General features: G+C 74.7%; 17 protein-coding genes. 10 read left to right on the top strand and 7 right to left on the bottom strand.

Translation table 11 applies throughout. The features are described from left to right. On the top strand, nt 1-732 hold the full coding sequence (locus tag BLS70_RS00085) for a dienelactone hydrolase family protein (protein ID WP_091763523.1): 732 nt from the start codon (nt 1-3) through the stop codon (nt 730-732). On the opposite strand, the gene BLS70_RS00080 is transcribed toward BLS70_RS00085, so the two are convergent. After that, complete coding sequence (locus BLS70_RS00080) at nt 729-1733, bottom strand: YihY/virulence factor BrkB family protein (RefSeq protein WP_091763522.1); 1005 nt, start codon at nt 1731-1733, stop codon at nt 729-731. The two genes, BLS70_RS00085 and BLS70_RS00080, sit on opposite strands and share 4 nt — an antisense overlap. Before the next feature lie 146 nt (nt 1734-1879). On the opposite strand from BLS70_RS00080, the gene BLS70_RS00075 reads away from it, so the two are divergent. From BLS70_RS00075 to BLS70_RS00060, 4 genes are read left to right on the top strand one after another with little or no spacing between them, the layout of a single operon-like run. Beyond that, nucleotides 1880-2911 carry an LLM class flavin-dependent oxidoreductase gene (locus tag BLS70_RS00075; protein ID WP_091763521.1) on the top strand — a complete coding sequence of 344 codons (1032 nt, stop codon included), beginning with the start codon at nt 1880-1882 and terminating at the stop codon, nt 2909-2911. After that, nucleotides 2908-3717, top strand: coding sequence for an alpha/beta hydrolase (locus BLS70_RS00070; protein ID WP_091763520.1), 810 nt, complete (start codon nt 2908-2910; stop codon nt 3715-3717). Before BLS70_RS00075 ends, BLS70_RS00070 begins: the two co-directional genes overlap by 4 nt. Further along, on the top strand, nt 3714-4460 hold the full coding sequence (locus BLS70_RS00065) for a PIG-L deacetylase family protein (protein ID WP_091763519.1): 747 nt from the start codon (nt 3714-3716) through the stop codon (nt 4458-4460). Before BLS70_RS00070 ends, BLS70_RS00065 begins: the two co-directional genes overlap by 4 nt. A gap of 9 nt (nt 4461-4469) precedes the next feature. Next, complete coding sequence (locus BLS70_RS00060; RefSeq protein ID WP_091763518.1) at nt 4470-5003, top strand: GNAT family N-acetyltransferase; 534 nt, start codon at nt 4470-4472, stop codon at nt 5001-5003. A 29-nt stretch (nt 5004-5032) separates the two neighbouring features. Here the strand turns inward: BLS70_RS00060 and BLS70_RS00055 are convergent, their stop codons facing one another. After that, nucleotides 5033-6577: an ATP-dependent DNA ligase gene (locus BLS70_RS00055; RefSeq protein WP_091763517.1), complete on the bottom strand. Its 1545-nt coding sequence runs from the start codon at nt 6575-6577 to the stop codon at nt 5033-5035. A gap of 82 nt (nt 6578-6659) precedes the next feature. Between BLS70_RS00055 and BLS70_RS00050 the strand changes: the two genes are divergently transcribed. After that, nucleotides 6660-7889, top strand: a complete 1230-nt coding sequence (locus BLS70_RS00050; protein WP_091763516.1) for a saccharopine dehydrogenase family protein — start codon at nt 6660-6662, stop codon at nt 7887-7889. On the opposite strand, the gene BLS70_RS00045 is transcribed toward BLS70_RS00050, so the two are convergent. Beyond that, on the bottom strand, nt 7876-8385 hold the full coding sequence (locus BLS70_RS00045; protein ID WP_143030304.1) for a VanZ family protein: 510 nt from the start codon (nt 8383-8385) through the stop codon (nt 7876-7878). The genes BLS70_RS00050 and BLS70_RS00045 overlap by 14 nt on opposite strands. 384 nt (nt 8386-8769) lie before the next feature. Between BLS70_RS00045 and BLS70_RS00040 the strand changes: the two genes are divergently transcribed. The 3 genes from BLS70_RS00040 (at nt 8770) to BLS70_RS00030 (ending at nt 13062) form a co-directional block, all read left to right on the top strand. After that, entirely contained in the window at nt 8770-9186 is a 417-nt protein-coding gene (locus tag BLS70_RS00040; protein ID WP_091763515.1) for a hypothetical protein, read from the top strand. Nucleotides 9187-9358: 172 nt separating this feature from the next. Further along, nucleotides 9359-10522, top strand: coding sequence for an acyl-CoA dehydrogenase family protein (locus BLS70_RS00035; RefSeq protein ID WP_091763514.1), 1164 nt, complete (start codon nt 9359-9361; stop codon nt 10520-10522). Nucleotides 10523-10665: 143 nt separating this feature from the next. Then, nucleotides 10666-13062 (top strand): ATP-binding SpoIIE family protein phosphatase, encoded by a 2397-nt coding sequence (locus BLS70_RS00030; RefSeq protein ID WP_176946209.1) that lies wholly within the window; start codon nt 10666-10668, stop codon nt 13060-13062. A gap of 4 nt (nt 13063-13066) precedes the next feature. Here the strand turns inward: BLS70_RS00030 and BLS70_RS00025 are convergent, their stop codons facing one another. The 3 genes from BLS70_RS00025 to BLS70_RS00015 all read right to left on the bottom strand — a co-directional run bounded on the left by BLS70_RS00025 (nt 13067) and on the right by BLS70_RS00015 (nt 14576). After that, a complete protein-coding gene (locus tag BLS70_RS00025) occupies nt 13067-13516 on the bottom strand; it encodes a nitroreductase family deazaflavin-dependent oxidoreductase (RefSeq protein ID WP_091764045.1) in 450 nt (149 codons plus the stop codon). A gap of 198 nt (nt 13517-13714) precedes the next feature. After that, complete coding sequence (locus BLS70_RS00020; RefSeq protein ID WP_091763512.1) at nt 13715-13903, bottom strand: hypothetical protein; 189 nt, start codon at nt 13901-13903, stop codon at nt 13715-13717. Between the two features lie 202 nt (nt 13904-14105). Continuing rightward, nucleotides 14106-14576: a hypothetical protein gene (locus tag BLS70_RS00015; protein WP_091763511.1), complete on the bottom strand. Its 471-nt coding sequence runs from the start codon at nt 14574-14576 to the stop codon at nt 14106-14108. 246 nt (nt 14577-14822) lie between these two features. On the opposite strand from BLS70_RS00015, the gene BLS70_RS00010 reads away from it, so the two are divergent. Next, the gene (locus BLS70_RS00010; protein WP_176946208.1) at nt 14823-15485 is read left to right on the top strand and encodes an alpha/beta fold hydrolase; all 663 of its coding nucleotides are present in this window, start codon (nt 14823-14825) and stop codon (nt 15483-15485) included. 23 nt (nt 15486-15508) lie between these two features. On the opposite strand, the gene BLS70_RS00005 is transcribed toward BLS70_RS00010, so the two are convergent. After that, on the bottom strand, nt 15509-16053 hold a 545-nt coding region (locus tag BLS70_RS00005; RefSeq protein ID WP_143030302.1), incomplete at its 5' end, for a DUF222 domain-containing protein.

The raw sequence follows: 16053 nt of genomic DNA, 5'->3' as shown, positions 1-16053 counted from the left end.
GTGCCCGACATCCTCGTCCCCGGCGGCGAGAGCGCCCCGGAGCTGAAGGCCTACCTCGCCGTGCCACCGACGGGGGAGGGGCCCTGGCCGGCCGTCGTCGTCGTGCACGAGGCCTTCGGGCTGACGAACGACACCCGGCAGCAGGCCGACCGGCTGGCCGCCGCCGGCTACCTCGCCGTGGCGCCCGACCTGTTCACCGCCGGCGGGGTGCTGCGTTGCCTGCGCTCGACCTTCGGTGCGCTGATGCGCGGGCAGGGACCCGCGTTCGGCGACCTGGAGGCGACCCGCCGCTGGCTGGCCGACCGGCCAGACAGCACCGGACGCGTCGGCGTCCTCGGCTTCTGCATGGGCGGCGGCTTCGCGCTGCTGGCCGCCACCCGCGGCTTCGACGCCTCCGCTCCCAACTACGGCCAGCTCCCGGCGAACGCAGAGGAGGTCCTCCGTGGTGCCTGCCCGGTGATCGCCAGCTACGGACGGCGGGACGTTGCCCTGCGGGGGGCGGCGGACCGGCTCGAGGGCGTCCTCACCGGGCTCGGTGTGCCGCACGACGTCAAGGAGTATCCAGACGCCGGCCACTCGTTCCTGAACCGGCACAACGCCGGCCCGTTCAGCGTGCTGGAGAAGGTGGCCGGCTTCAACTACCACCAGCCCTCCGCCGAGGACGCGTGGGCGCGCATCCTGCGGTTCTTCGAGGTGCACCTGCGGGCGGAGCAGCCCGCGTCCCAGGGCTAGGCCGGTTCCTCGCCGCGGTAGGGCGGCACGCTGTCGGCGACGACGGCGCCGCGCTCCCCGGCGGGCCGGTCCGGGCCCACGGTGGAGTCCCGGGCCGTCTGCCGCTCGCTCTCGGCGTTCACCGCCGCGCCGGCGATGACGAGCAGGACGGTGAGCCACAGCCAGAACATGCTGATGGCCACGCCGCCGAGCGAGCCGTAGGTCGTCTCGTAGGACCCGAGGCTCTGCACGTAGGCGAAGAGCCCGACGGAGGCGGCCAGCCAGAGCACGATGGCGACCACCGCCCCGACGCTGATCCACCGCCAGCGGGCCCGCTCCCGGTCCGGCGCGAACCGGTAGAGGACGGCGAGGACGAGCGCGAGCACGACCGCCAGCGTCAGCCAGAGCAGCGCCGGGGCGAGCGGCCGCAGCGGATCGGGCAGGCGGCTCAGCTGCCGGGAGAGGGCGCCGGTCCCGGCGATCACCGCGCCCAGGACCAGCGCGCCGGCCACCACGAAGACGGCGGCCAGGCCGGTGCGGCGGAGGAAGCCACGGGTCTCGGTCTCGGAGTAGGCCAGGGTCAGCGCGTCGATGAGGTAGGTGGCCGCGGTCGTCGCCGTGACGAGTGCGGCGACCAGGCCGCTCAGGCCGCGCCAGGTCAGCACCTGCGCCGACGCCGTCGTGATCGTGGTCAGCTGCTCGGCCACCAGCGGTTCGAGCTCCGGAGGCAGCACCTCGGCGACCGACGAGAGCTGATCGAGCGCCTGGTCGGGGGTGTTGACGGCGCCGTACACCGACAGCGCCGTCACCAGCAGCGGCGCAATCGACAGGATCGCGAAGAACGACACAGCCGCGGCCAGCGCCATGAGCCGGTCGTCGAGGACGTGCCGCCCCGCCCGGCCGAGCACCTGCAGCCAGCCCCGCAGCGGGATGCGGTGCGGGGCGTGCGCGTCGTGCCCGTGCCCGGCGCGCCCGGTCTCGGGTCCGCCCGGCGCCGGCCGGCCCGGCGGCGCTGTCCTCATGGCTGCTGTACTGCCCGCCCGGCTGGGCCGCCACGCCGCCGGCACGGGAGCAGGTGCCGGCGGCCGGCGTCGCGGCGCCCTGCTTGACTGGGCCGGTCACGCGCCGGGAACCACCGGTGCGGGCGGCGGACATCGGAGGACGGTCCATGCACCTCGGCATCGACAGCTTCGTCTCGGCGGTGACCGATCCGGCCTCCGGCCGCCTCGTCGGGCCCGAGGAGCGGATGGAGCACCTCCTCGAGGAGATCGAGCTCGCCGACCGGGTGGGGCTGTACTCGTTCGGCATCGGCGAGCACCACCGTCCCGAGTACTACGACTCCGCGCCGCCGGTGATCCTGGCGGCCGCCGCAGCACGGACCAGCCGCATCCGGCTGGGGAGTGCTGTCGCGGTGCTCAGCGCCGCCGACCCCGTGCGGGTCTTCCAGCAGTTCGCCACGCTGGACCTCATCTCCAAGGGCCGGATCGACCTGGTCGTCGGGCGCGGCTCGTTCACCGAGGCGTTCCCGCTGTTCGGGCTGAGCCTGGCCGACTACGACGAGCTCTTCGCCGAGAAGCTCGACCTGCTGCTGCAGATCCGGGAGTCCGAGAAGGTCACCTGGTCGGGCCGGCACCGCCCGCCGCTCACCGGTCAGGGCGTCTACCCACGGCCGCTGCAGGACCCGCTGCCGATCTGGGTGGGTGTCGGCGGCACGCCGGAGTCCTTCGTGCGGGCCGGGCTGCTCGGCCTGCCGCTGATGGTGGCGATCATCGGCGGGGAGCCCCGCCAGTTCGGGCCGCTGATCGACCTCTACCGCCGCGCCGGGGCGCAGGCCGGGCACGCGCCGGAGACGCTCCAGGTGGGGCTGCACGTGTTCGGCTTCGTCGCGGACAGCACGCAGGCGGCGGCCGACACCATCTACCCCGGCTGGCACGAGATGTTCGAGAAGGTGTCGCGGGAGCGAGGGTTCTCCCCGCCGAGCCGCGCGCAGTTCGACGCGACGAGCGGACCGGACGGAGCGTTCTTCATGGGTGACCCCGACACGGTGGCTGAGAAGCTCGTCCGGATCTCCGGGCAGCTCGGCGGCGTCGACCGCATCTCGCTGCAGATGACCAACCCGCGGCTGGCGCACGCCGACCTGCTGCGCGGCATCGAGCTGCTGGGCACCGAGGTCGCCCCGCGCGTGGCGGCGTCGGCATGAGCGCGGCACGGGAGTGGACGCTCGACGGGCACGCCGGTCGGCTGGCCGGCCGGACCTGGGGTAGCGACTCGCCCACCCACGTCATCCTGCTGGCGCACGGGTACGGCGAGCACGCCGGGCGCTACGACCACGTCGCGGGAGCGCTCGTGGACGCGGGGGCCGTCGTGCACGCCGTCGACCACGTCGGCCACGGGAAGAGCGACGGCGACCGGGTGGTCGTCACGGACTTCGAGCGCGTGGTCGACGACCTGCACCTCGCCGACGAGCAGGCCCGCGCGCAGCACCCCGGGCTGCCGGTGGTGCTGATCGGCCACTCGATGGGCGGGCTGATCGCGGCGCGCTACGCCCAGCGGTACGCCGACTCGCTGGCCGCGGTGGTGCTCTCCGGGCCGCTGGTCGGACCCTGGGAGGCCGGTCCCCAGCTCCTGGCGCTGCCTGAGATCCCCGACGTGCCCCTGGACATCGCGACCCTCTCGCGGGATCCCGCAGTGGGCCGGGACTACGCCGACGACCCGCTGGTGTGGCACGGCCCGTTCAAGCGGCCCACGATCGAGGCCATCGTCCGCGGCACGGACGCCGTCCAGGGGGGGCCGTCGCTGGGCGCGCTGCCGCTCATGTGGGCGCACGGCGAGGCCGACCGGCTGGTGCCGATGGAGCGCAGCCGCATCGGCGTCGAACACCTCCGCGGTGAGCGCTACGTCGAGAAGATCTACCCCGGGGCGCAGCACGAGATCTTCAACGAGACGAACCGCGACGAGGTCCTCGCCGACGTCGTCGCGTTCATCCGGGAGGCACTGCGGCAGTGACCGGGGCCAGCGTGCTCGGCGTCTTCGCCCACCCGGACGACGAGTCCCTCTCGGCCGGCGGGCTGCTGGCCCGGGCCTCCGCGGCCGGCGCACGGACGGCGGTGGTCACGGCCACCTGGTCGCGGAACTCGATCCGCGCACCGGAGCTGGCGGAGGCGGTGCGGATCCTCGGAGCCGGTGAGCCGCGCATGCTGGGCTACGCCGACGCGCTCGTCCCCGAGTCGGCGCCCGGGAGTCCGCGCCTGCTCGACGCACCCCTGGACGAGGTGGTGGGCCGGCTGGTGGCGCACATCAGGGCGTTCCGCCCCGACGTCGTGGTGACCCACGACGCCTACGGCGGGATGACCGGCCACCCGGACCACCTGCACACCTACCGGGTCACCGTGCTCGCCGCCGAGGCGGCCGGGCTGGAGAAGCTGTACCCGGAGGCCGGCGCGCCCTGGCAGCCGCGCGCCCTGTACCTGGCCACCCACCCGGACTCCGTCGTACCGGCGCTGCGGGCGGCCATCGGCGCCCGGCGGGCGGTCTACAGCGTCCCGGACGAGCAGGTCACCGATCGCCTCGACGTCACCCCGTGGCTGGAGCAGAAGGTCGCGGCGGTCCTGGCGCACCGGAGCGAGATCGACCGGGGGGCCGTCCCGGGCCTGGTCGCCGCCCTGCCTCCGGAAGCGCGCGGCGCGATGCTCGCCACCGAGTGGTACATCCGCTGCAGCCCGGGACCGGCGACGACGGCCGGGGCCTAGCGTGCCGCCATGGGGATGCCCCTGTCGTTGAGCACCGAGCGCCTGGCCCTCCGGCTGCTGGGCCCGGACGACCTGGACGCCGTGCACGCGCTGTTCTCCCGGCCCGGTCGCGCCCTGGGCGAGGGGCCGGTCGCCGATCCGGCGGTCACCCGGGCCTGGCTCGAGCGCCGCGTCGTGCGGCACCGCGAGCACGGGCTTGGCTGGTACGGCCTCCGCCTTCGCGACGGCACGTTCGTGGGTACCTGCGGGGTGTTCACCGGCGACCGGTGCCGGGACGACCCCGAGATCGGGTACGAGCTCGGTGACGTGCACCAGGGGCGGGGGTTCGCCCGCGAGGCGGCCCGCCGGGTGACCGCGGCGGCGCACGCCGCCGGCCACCGGCGGTTGTGGGCGACGATCCGCCCGTCGAACGGGGCATCGATCCGGCTCGCCCGGTCGGTCGGGTACCGATGGGTCCGGCAGGAGGTGGACGCCAGAGGTGCGCTCGACTTCTACGTCAGCCTGGCGGGACCGGGGCGCAGCCTCGCGGAGCCGCACGGGTGAGCCGGGCGACCGGGCACGCCGCTCCCGGATCACGGTGCGAGGAGAGCCCGGACGGCGTCGATCGTGTCGGCGTCGGCCGCGCCCTTGTCCGGGCGGTAGCGCAGCACCCGGGCGAACCGCAGGGCGACGCCACCGGGGTAGCGCGTGCTGCGCTGGGCGCCGTCCACCGCGATCTCGACGACGAGTTCCGGCCGCAGCAGCACGCCCCACTCGGGGCGCTCCCGGGCCAGGTCGGGGAAGGTGCGCGTCTGCCAGTCCAGCAGCTCGTCGGTCATCCCCTTGAACGTCTTGCCGACCATCACCGGCTCGCCGCCGTCGGGGTCCCGGGCGCCCAGGTGGATGTTGGACAGCGAGCCGGTGCGGCGGCCGTACCCCCACTCCGCGCCGAGGACGACGAGGTCGAGGGTGTGCACCGGCTTGACCTTCTGCCAGGCCTTGCCCCGCCGGCCCGCGGCGTAGGGCGCGTCCAGCGCCTTGACGACGACGCCCTCGTGACCGCCGGCGAGCGCGTCGTCCAGCACCTGCGCGGCCTGCCCGGCCTGCGGTCGCCGGACCCCGGGCATCCGCAGCGCGGCGTGCGCGTCGTCGGCCAGCAGCGCCGCCAGCGCGTCGAGGCGGACGTCGAGCGGTTCGTCGAGCAGGTCGCGGCCGTCGAGGTGCAGCAGGTCGAAGAAGAACGGGCTGAGCAGCACTCCCTCGTCGGCCGCCATGCCGTCCGGGAGCAGGCTGCCGAAGCGGCTCATCGTGTCCTGGAAGGCGCGCGGCCGCCCGTCGTCGTCCAGGGCGAGGGTCTCCCCGTCCAGGACGGCGCTGCGGCAGGGGAGCGACCGCACGAGCGCCACCAGCTCGGGCACCGACTCGGTGATCTCGCGCAGCGTGCGGGTCCACACCCGGACGTCGTCGCCGTCCCGGTGCACCTGGATGCGGGCGCCGTCGAGCTTGAACTCCACGGTCACGTCGGAGCCGAGGTCGGCCAGCGCGGCGTCCAGCGACGATCCCGGGCTGGCCAGCATCGGCCGGACGGGGCGTTCGACCTCCAGCCGCACCTCCTCGAGGGCGGGCGTCCCGCCGTCCAGCGCCAGGGCAGCGGTCTCGGGCAGCCGGCCGGAGAGCATGAAGGCCCGGCGCACCGTCGCGGGCTGGACGCCGGCGGCTGCGGCCACCGCGTCGAGCACGACCCCCTCCAGCGCTCCCTGCCGGAGCTCGCCGGTGAGCAGGCTGCCGAGGAACCGCTCCTCCTCGGCGGTGGCGGCGGACAGCAGCGCGCCGAGGACGGCGTCGCGCCGGGCGGCCGACCCCGCGCCCGACGTCGTCGCCAGCTCGGTGAGGGCGGCGACCACCGAGGCCACGGTCAGCGAGGGCTTCTCCGCGACGGGTCCCGTCCGCGACGCGAGGGTGCGCCAGCCGACGCCGAGCCGGCCCTGCCCGGTATCGCCCGACAGCCACGCCGTGACCGGCCGGACCTCGTCGGCGTCGGCCCGCCGGAGCAGCTCGGCGATGGCGGCGGCCTTGGCCGTGCGGGACCGCGTGGCCGCGACCCGGACGGAGGCGGCGACGACGTCGGCGAGCAGCACGGGCCCATCGTGGCAGCCGACACCGACGGTCCGGCGCTGCCCGGCGTGCGCGGGAGGCGCCCGGCCCGGTAAGCATGCGTCCATGACCGCCAGCGCACGCGACTCCGACCTCGTCGTCTTCGGGGCGACCGGCTTCGTCGGGAAGCTGCTCGCCGCCTACCTGGCCGAGCACGCCCCCGTGGGTACCCGCATCGCCCTGGCCGGGCGGTCCCGCGCGCGGCTGGAGGAGGCGCGGGCGGCGCTGCCGGCGGCGGCCGCGGAGTGGCCGCTCATCGAGGCCGACGCGTCAGACCCCGCCTCGATGGCGGCGCTCGCCGCCGGGACGCGGGTCGTCGTCACCACCGTGGGCCCGTACGCGCGGTACGGCATGCCGCTGGTCGAGGCCTGCGCCGCGGCCGGCACGCACTACGCCGACCTCACCGGCGAGGTCCTGTTCGTCCGCGACGCGATCGACCGGGTCGACGCCGTCGCACGCGGCACCGGGGCGAAGATCGTGCACGCCTGCGGTTACGACTCCATCCCCTCGGACCTCACCGCGATGCTCCTGGCGGCCCGGGCCGCGGCCGACGGCGCCGGTGGGCTGCGCGACGTGCGGCTGGTGGCGACGCTCCGCGGCGGATTCAGCGGCGGCACGATCGACTCCATGCGCGCGCAGGTCGAGGCGCTGGAGAAGGACCCCGCCCGGCGCCGCGTGGTGGGCGACCCCTACGCCCTGAGCCCGGACCGGGCTGCCGAGCCGAAGACGCAGCAGCCCAGGGACGCCGGCCTGCCCGCGCACGGCCCGGACGGGCGGTGGACGGCGCCGTTCGTCATGGCCTCGTTCAACACCCGAATCGTCCGGCGGAGCAACGCGCTGCAGGACTGGGCCTACGGGCGGGAGTTCAGCTACGGCGAGGCGATGGGTGCGGGCAGCGGCCCCCGGGGCGCGGTGACCGCGGCGATCGTGACCGCGGGCCTGGTGGGCGCGGTGTCGGCCATGAGCTTCGGGCCGACCCGCGGCCTGCTCGACCGCGTGCTGCCCGCGCCGGGGACCGGGCCGAGCGAGGAGGTGCAGCGCAACGGCTGGTTCCGCATGGACGTCGAGGCGACGACCGAGAGCGGCCGTCGCTACACCGCCGTCGCCGCCGGGAAGGGTGACCCGGGCTACGCCGCGACCGCGGTGATGCTGGGGGAGTCGGCGCTCGCGCTCGCCCTGGACGGCGACCGGCTGCCCGACCGCGCCGGCTCGCTCACCCCGGCCACGGCGCTGGGCGACGTCCTCGTGGAGCGGCTGCGCGCCGCGGGGCACACCTACGAGGTCACCCCCGCCTGACCGCACCCACCGGCTCCGCCGTGCGCGCGGCGGCCGGGTGCCGACCCGCCTCCGGGCGGATGGCCGCGGATGCCCGCTGGACCTGGCGGACGAGCAGCCCCGCCGCCACGGCGCCCCCGGCGTTGAGCGCGGCGTCCAGCGGGGACACCACCCGGCCCAGCGGCAGGAGCCACTGGAGCAGTTCGATGCCGGCCGCCGCGCCGGCCGCGAGCCCGATCAGGTAGCCGATCCGCCCCGCGGCCGGCCACAGGGCGACGACGAGGCCGGCCGGGACGGCGAGCAGGCAGAGGTTGCCGACCAGCTGGAGCACGGTCGCCTCGGAGTCCAGACCGGTGGCGTACCAGCGCAGCTCGGCGAGCGGGGCGCCCCACGTCCAGCCGGTGCCCGCAGGCGTCAGCGTCAGGGCGGCCACCACGAGCAGGGCGACGGCCAGGACGAGCTGCCCACCCGGACGCGTCGTCGCGGGGTCTGCCGATCGGTACCGGTGGTCGTCCATGCCGCCACGGTCCCCGCCCGACCTGCGAAGCGGCTGGACGTCCGCTGGGCGGCAGGCGTGATCCAGGCCCCGGCCCACGCCGCCGGCGGGGACGCTCACTCACAGGGACACCCTCGGTCGGTGCCAGGTCCATCCCAGGAGGGCCGTCGAGGCTGCAACCGCGGCCGGACGGTCCGGCTGCGGACGAGGAGCCCTCATGCGCAAGGAGCTGATCATCGCCACCACCGCGGGGGTGCTGAGCCTGGGCGGCCTGGGCGGCCTGGCGGTCGCGGTTCCGGCGCTCGCGGACTCGGGGAACCCGCCGGGTCCGCGGTCGACCGGATCACCGAAGCCCTGTCCGGGCTGGTCTCCGACGGATCGATCACCCAGGAGCAGGCCGACGAAGTGGCGAGCACGCTCGACGAGGCGGGCATCGGCCACGGCGGCGGGCACCGCGGCGGCGGGTTCGACCTGTCCACTGCGGCGACGGCGCTCGGCATGACCGAGGACGAGCTGCGCACGGCGCTCGAGGCGGACGGCACCACGCTGGCTGACCTCGCCGGTGAGCGAGGCGTCGAGGTCGACGCGCTCGTGGACGCCCTGGTGACCGCGCAGCAGGAGCGCATCGCCGCCGCGGTAGAGGACGGCAGGCTCACGCAGGAGGAGGCCGGCGAGCGGCTCGCCGACCTGGAGGAGCGGGTCGCCGAGCGCGTGAACAGCGAGGCGCCGGCCGGCGGCCCGGGCCACGGTCCCCGCGGTGACGGGAGCGGGCGGCCCGGCGACGGTGCGGACGACAAGGCGACCTGGACGCCGGCCGACTGATCGGCATCGACGGCACGCGGCGCCGTCCCCTGAGGCGGCGCCGTTCGCTGCCCAGCCGGCGGACGGGCTGCGCCGAGGTGCCGGGCCGGCACGGCCGGCTGCTGGGGTGTCGAGGTGTCGACGACGTCCCGTGCCCGACGAGCCGCAGGGCGGTCCCCTAGGCTTCCCCGTTGTGACCGCGCCCCCCGTCAGTGTCGCGGAGGCGACGCTCCGCGCCACGGAGATCGCCGAGGCCGTCGCCCGCCCGCTGGTCGACCGCACCGACTCCGGGGTCTGGCCGGCCGAGCCCCTGCGCGCGCTGCAGGAAGCCGGACTGGGTGGCCTGGCGGCTCCTCGGTCCCTCGGCGGGGCGGGGCTCGGCCTCGGTGGCGTCGCAGCCGTGGGAGAGGCGCTGGGTCGGGTGTGCGCCTCGACCGCGCTGTGCTTCGGGATGCACTCCGTGGCCACGGCGGTGATCGCGGCCAAGCCGACCGACCGACAGCGCGCGGACTTCCTCGACGCCATCGTGGCGGGGGAACACCTCACCACCCTGGCGCTCTCCGAGCCGGGAACCGGCGCTGCCTTCTGGCTGCCGCAGACCCGGATGACCCAGGCGGGCACGGGCATGCGGATCGACGGCGAGAAGTCGTTCGTCACCAACGGCTCGCATGCCGACTCCTACGTCGTCAGCACCGTGGCCGCCGACCCGGATGCGCCCGTCGGTGAGTTCTCCTGCGTCCTGGTTCCAGCCGGGGTCGGGGGCATGACGTGGGTCGACGCGTGGAACGGCGTCGGCATGCGGGGGAACTCCTCGAGGCGGGCGCTGCTGGACGGCGTCCTGGTGGGTGCCGATCACCTGCTGGGCGCCGAGGGCGACCAGATCTGGTACGTGTTCGAGGTCGTGGCTCCCTACTTCCTGATGGCGATGGCCGGCAGCTACCTCGGGGTGGCGCAGGCCTCGCTGGACGAGGCGACGGCGCACCTGACCCGTCGGGCCCACGGGCACACCGGCCGACGACTCGCGACCGAGCCGATCCTGCAGCACCGCCTCGGTGAGCTCTGGGCGCAGGTCGAGCGGACCCGGCGCCTCGTCTACTGGGCAGCCGAGGAGGGCGATGCCGGCGGACCCAAGGCGCTCCTCGGCCTCACCGCTGCCAAGGCGGAGGTGGCCAAGTGCGCGGTGGAGGTCACCAACGAGGCCATGACGCTGGTGGGAGGCATCGGTTACCGGGACAGATCGCCACTGGAGCGGCACCTGCGGGATGCCCGGGCCGCCGAGGTGATGAGCCCGACGACGGACATCCTGCGCACCTGGACCGGGCGAGCGGCGCTGGGCCTGCCGCTGCTGGGCGATTGACCGGGGCCGGGTCTCCGGGCCGCTGTCTCCTCGTCGGTGTCCCCGGCACGGACACGGCGCTGGTCGAAGGCCTGGCCGGGGCCGAGCGGGTCCCGAACCTGGCCGTGGCGCAGGATGCACCGGGCCGACCGATGGACCTGGTGGTGATCGGACCTCTGGTCGCCTCGGCCGTGGCGGCGGTGCAGCGGGCGCACCGGCGATGGCCGGACGCCAACATCGCCGTCATCGCCCCGGATCCCGACGCCGTCCGGCGGCAGGCGTCCTTCGCTCCGGGGGTCCCGTTGGACCTGCTGGTCGCGGGCGCCGACGCCGCGGATCTCCCGGTCCGGTTGCAGGAGCTGCGCTCGGCGGGTGTCGGGCGGCGCCGGCACAGCGCCGTCCTCGCCGCCGTCGTCCACGGAGTGGATGTGGCGGAGGCTCCTGCGCCCTCGCGCGTCACCGCCGTCGGGGCGCTCCTGGAGCACGCCCCCCTGGCCGTGCTCGTCACCGGCGAGGGCGGCGACCTGCTGGGCTGGAACCGCCGTGCCGAGCACCTGTTCGGTCTGCGACCGGGGATGACCGGGCAACCGGTGGACGACGTCGTCCCCGGTGCCCTGTCCCTGGTGATGGCGGGCCCGCCACCCGCCGCCTCCGGCGTCGCGCCCGGGGCCGTCCGGCCCCCGTTGCACCTACGCGTCGCCGATCGGGTGGATGTCGAGCTCAGCGCCGCGAGCAGCCAGGACGACGTGGGCCGCCCGGTCGTCCTGCTGCTCGCCGTCGATGTGACCGATCAGCGGCGCGCCGAGCGGGAGCGGGACCGACTGGCGGCCCAGGTCGAACTGCTGGGGCAGATCTCCCAGTCGCTCATGGGATCCCTCGACCTCGCGGAGTCGCAGTCCCGGCTGGCCGACGCGCTGGTCCCGGCGCTCGCGGACTGGGTCGGCGTCCATCTCCGCGACGAGCACGACCAGGCCGCCGGCGTCGTGATCCGGCACCGTGATCCGGCGCTCGACGTCGTGGTCCGGAAGACGGAGCGGTTGCAGTCCCGGACGGGCTCGAGCACCGAGCCCAGCCGCCGGGCGGCCGGTGGCGAGCAGGTGCTGCTCCCTGACGTGGGCCCCGAGGACCTCCTCGCCCAGGTGCCTGATCCCGCGCTGCGCTCGCTGGTACGGCTGCTGGGCGCCCGGAGTTTGATCGCCGTCCCCATCCCGGGCCGTACGGGCCTCCTTGGCTCGCTGCTTCTGGCGAAGGGCGCCGGCAGCGTCCCGTTCGGCGCGGCCGATCTCGACCTCGCCGTCGAGATCGGCCGCCGTGCAGGCATCGCCCTGGACAACGCACGGCTCTACTCCGGTCAGCGCCACCTGGCCACGGAGCTGCAGCAGAGCCTGCTCACCGAGCCGCCGGTCGTCGCCTTCGCCGACATCGCCGTCCGCTACGTCGCGGCGGCCCGGCAGGCCCAGGTCGGAGGGGACTGGTACGACGCCTTCCGCCACCGCAGCGGGGACCTCGTCCTCGTGATCGGCGACGTGGTGGGCCACGACACCCGCGCCGCGGCCGCAATGGGGCAGATCCGCGGGCTGGTCCGCGGCATCTGCTTCAACTCCGGCGACGTGCCGAGCGGGCTGCTGTCATCGGTGGACGAGGCGATCGTCGGCCTGGAGCTCAACACCATGGCGACGGCCGTCCTGGCTCAGCTCTCGCTCCCCACGGCGGACGACGGCCGGGACGGGGTGCAGATGCAGTGGTCGAACGCCGGCCACCCCCCGCCGGTGCTGCTGGACGCGTCCGGTGGGGCCCGGCTCCTCGACCCCGGCACCAAGGCCGACCTCCTGCTGGGCGTCGACGCGTCGGCCCGGCGGACGACCGAGGCGACGACGCTCCCGGCCGGATCGACCCTGCTCTTCTACACCGACGGGCTGGTGGAGCGCCGCGGCGAGGACCTCGACGAAGGGCTGCGACGACTGCTGGCCACCGTCGAGGAGCACGCCTCGGAGGAGCTCGGCGCGCTCTGCGACGCGATCCTCGAGGCCATGGTCCCGCGCGCGGGTGAGGACGACGTCGCCCTGGTGGCCGTCCGGCCCGGGCCCCCGGCCGCTGCCGGCGCCGGCCGGACGTCGTGGCGCCGGACCAGTCCCGTACCCGACGTCCCGCCCACGGACGTGCTGGAGCTGACGTCCCTCCGGCACCTCGGGGCCGTCCGCCGGCGTGCGAGGGCGTTCCTGACCGCGTCCCTCGTGGCCGACGGCATCCTGGACGAGGTCGTGCTCGACGAGGTCGTCGAGCGGTCGATCCTGGTCATCGACGAGCTCGCCTCGAACGCGCTGCGCCACGGGCGACCTCCGGCCACCCTCGACCTGCGGGAGGCGGGTGATCACTGGATCGTCGTCGCCACCGACTCGGCGGGCGACGTGCTCCCCACGCCGGCTGTGGCCCGGCCCGCGGGGCAGGGTGGGTACGGGCTCTACGTCATCGCGGATCTCGCGTCCGCGCACGGTGTCCAGGTCGACGGTGACCGGAAGCGCGTGTGGGTGGAGCTCCCCAAGCACCCGCTCGAGCGGTGACCGGTCAGGCGCGGCCGGGCTCGGGGGCCGGGGAGGCCGGCTCCAGCAGGAGCACCGGGATGCGCCGGCTGGTCCGGCGCTGGTACTCCACGTAGGACGGGAACACGGTGCACGCGCGGGACCACCACCCCGCGCGCTCGACGCCGGTGATCTCGCGGGCCACGAGGGAGAGCACCTGGTCCCCGTCGCGCAGCTCGACCTTCGGGTGGGCCAGGGCGTTGCCGTACCAGTGCGGGTGCCGGTCGCCGCCCCTGGTCGAGGCGACGGCGGCGTAGACCCCGGCGTGCGAGACCCGCATCAGCGGCGTCTTGCGCAGCAGACCGCTGCGCGCACCCACGGTGGTGAGCAGCACGACGGACCGCCCGCGCAGCCCTTCGCCGGTGCGCTCGAGGTGCTCGACCTCCTCTCGCACCCACGGGACGGTGCTGGGCTCGTACTCGCCGAGCAGTGCCATGCCAGCAGTCTCCCAGGCCAGCCGGGCCACGACCGTCCGGATGTTCCCCCGCGTCCCTCGAGCCCCCGTCTGGTCAGCGTGCAGCCGTGCTCACGGTGAGCCGATGTAGCAGCGCGCAACGGGCCATTCCCCGGACTGCCGAATGCACCCCGCGACGACGGTGGCGCTCGTGTCGAAGTACAGGTTCGCGGTCGCGTCTCAGGGCTGGAAGAAGATGTCCGCCGGCACCTCGAGCGTCTCCTCGCTCGTCGGCGCGCCCGGCGGGCCTACGACCCGGCGGATGACCCCGTCGGCCACGAGGACGAACGCCTGGTCGCTGTAGCCGAGGGCGACGGGCTCGGGGGCCACCGCGATGTCCGGGGGCCGCTGGTAGTCGCGCCGGTCCACCCGACGGGGCGCGGGGGTCCACCCCGAGGGTGCGCTGTCGGGGCGAGCGGTGTCCGCCTGCCCGATGTCCGGGTCGTAGACGGTCGACCCTTCAGGCGTGTCGATCCAGGCGGTACGCCATCGCCCCAGGTGCAGGCAGACGTGACGGCGATCAGGAAGGCGGAGAGCGCCGCACGAGGTGATCAAGGCCGCTGGGATCCGCTCAAGCGCAGGGAGCGCCGCTCGAGAGGGCCGGCCACGCCTCGACCGTGTCACCGTCCACGGCGTAGGCCGTCGAGAGGTCGTTCGCCAGCCACAGCTCGACCCCGGGGCCGTTCTCCCAGCCGGTCGGGATCGCGTCGTCGGGCAGCTCAGCATCGGGAACGAACGACCCGACGGTGCGCTCGGCGAAGACACCCTCTGGGTCGCGTACGAACGAGTGCCCGGCGCGCTCGGTGCTGCCACCGTCACGCGGCCAGTGGATCTCCAGGATCAGGGCACTGTCCATGTCGCAGTGGGTCTCGCCCTCGTAGATCCGGATCACGGATGACGGGACCCCCTCGTCGCGCTCCCACCCCGCCGACGGGCGGCCGGGATCGTCGCCCGTCAGCAGTCGCTCGTCATCGTTGCTGCCGCAGGCGGACGCGGCGAAGACGAGCAGTGCAGGGAGCAGAGCCCGGCTACGAGCGGTCACGCGATCATCATGGTGTCCGGCTATCAGGTCGCTCTGCATCGCAGCCTGATCGCCGCCGAATGGAGACCTCAGGATGTGGACGTAGGTGTCCGTGAAGCCGCCCTGTGTCCCAGAACGGCCCGACGAGGCACCGGACAGCGGGGACCGCGGGGTCCAGACCTCGATCGCCCGGGGCTCCCCCTGATCCAGGGGTGATGACTCGGCCGACAACAGTCCCCAGCTGAGCCTCACGGCACGATGGATAGCGTGACGGGGACGGCCGAGTCAGCGGGCGGAGCTGAGCGCCTGATCCTGGTCCACGGGGCGACCAGCGGGCCGTGGGTGTTCGACCAGTGGCCCGTGGCGTTCCCCGGCTACGACGTCCGCGCTCCGGACCTGCAGGAGGGACTCGACGTCGCCCAGGCGCGGATGAGCGACTATGTCGACCGGGTGCTCGTCGCGGCCGCTGGCCGCCCTTCGGTCGTCTGCGGATGGAGCATGGGGGGCCTCGTGGCATTGATGGCCGCGCAGCAGTCTCCGTTGGAGGCAGTGGTCGTCCTCGAGCCGAGCCTTCCCCTGGAGCTCTCAGGTGGAGATGCCCTTCGGGCACTCCGCTCGGGCACCTACGATGCCGAGTCCGCGTACGGCCCGCTGCCCCCTGGTACGCGGTGCCGCCCAGAATCCCTGCGCGCCCTGGATGAGCGAAAGCGGGGGATCTCGGTTCCATCGGTCACCTGCCCCGTGCTCGTGGTGGCGGGCCGCAGTGGTCACCCACAGGGGCGGATGGTGGCCAGGCACTACGGCGCTGACCTTCTGGAGTTCTCAGACTTGGAACACTCCGATCTGGTCGTCGACCCGGGCGTCCTGGCGGGCGTCGCGTCCTGGCTCCGGGAGCCGCCGCCCTTTCCTGAGTGGGGCAGCCGGAGGTGACCCACGTCGGTCAGGGGCGCGGGTCAGGCGGAGACGAGGAACGATTCGTGGACGACGATCTCGGTGCCGTCGGGGCGCCAGGTGCGCCATCGCCCGTCGGGTCGTCGCTCCACCCGGAACCCGTGGTGCACCTCGGTGTGGTGCCGTTCGCAGAGCAGGGCTGAGTTCTCGAGGCTCGTCGGCCCCTGGTCCTGCACCCATTCGGCGACGTGGTGGGTGCGACCCAGGTCCAGCGGCTGGCCGTCCGGGCCCATCACCACGCGGATGACCGTGCTGTCGCAGGCCGGCCAGCGGGCCTTGGCCGCGGAGATGACGCCGCCGAAGCCGGTGCGGCCGGCTCCCGCTCCGGGGGGAGGTTTTATGAGGTCCTCGAGCGGGATGGTGATGATCACCTGCGGCTTGACCGTCCGCATCGTCGGCAGATCGCCGGATGAGAGGACGTTGTCGGCGAGCTGCACCAGGGCATCGGCCAGCTGCTGGGCGCGGGTGCGGGTGTCCCCCGCGGGGCGGGATGCCTGCAGGATCGACTCGACCGCGGCCTGGAGCTTCTCCCCGCCGATGGCGTCGA

Origin of the sequence: Blastococcus aurantiacus (assembly GCF_900102425.1) — a bacterium.
Lineage (GTDB): Bacteria > Actinomycetota > Actinomycetes > Mycobacteriales > Geodermatophilaceae > Blastococcus > Blastococcus aurantiacus.
Note: the sequence above shows the minus strand (reverse complement) of the source record. Positions and strands in the feature narration are given on the sequence as shown.

Coding starts and splice junctions, on each gene's coding strand:
- BLS70_RS00045 (WP_143030304.1), bottom strand. CDS start 8,385: ATGGACGACCACCGGTACCGATCGGCAGACCCCGCGACGACGCGTCCG.
- BLS70_RS00050 (WP_091763516.1), top strand. CDS start 6,660: ATGACCGCCAGCGCACGCGACTCCGACCTCGTCGTCTTCGGGGCGACC.
- BLS70_RS00070 (WP_091763520.1), top strand. CDS start 2,908: ATGAGCGCGGCACGGGAGTGGACGCTCGACGGGCACGCCGGTCGGCTG.
- BLS70_RS00075 (WP_091763521.1), top strand. CDS start 1,880: ATGCACCTCGGCATCGACAGCTTCGTCTCGGCGGTGACCGATCCGGCC.
- BLS70_RS00080 (WP_091763522.1), bottom strand. CDS start 1,733: ATGAGGACAGCGCCGCCGGGCCGGCCGGCGCCGGGCGGACCCGAGACC.
- BLS70_RS00025 (WP_091764045.1), bottom strand. CDS start 13,516: ATGGCACTGCTCGGCGAGTACGAGCCCAGCACCGTCCCGTGGGTGCGA.
- BLS70_RS00060 (WP_091763518.1), top strand. CDS start 4,470: ATGGGGATGCCCCTGTCGTTGAGCACCGAGCGCCTGGCCCTCCGGCTG.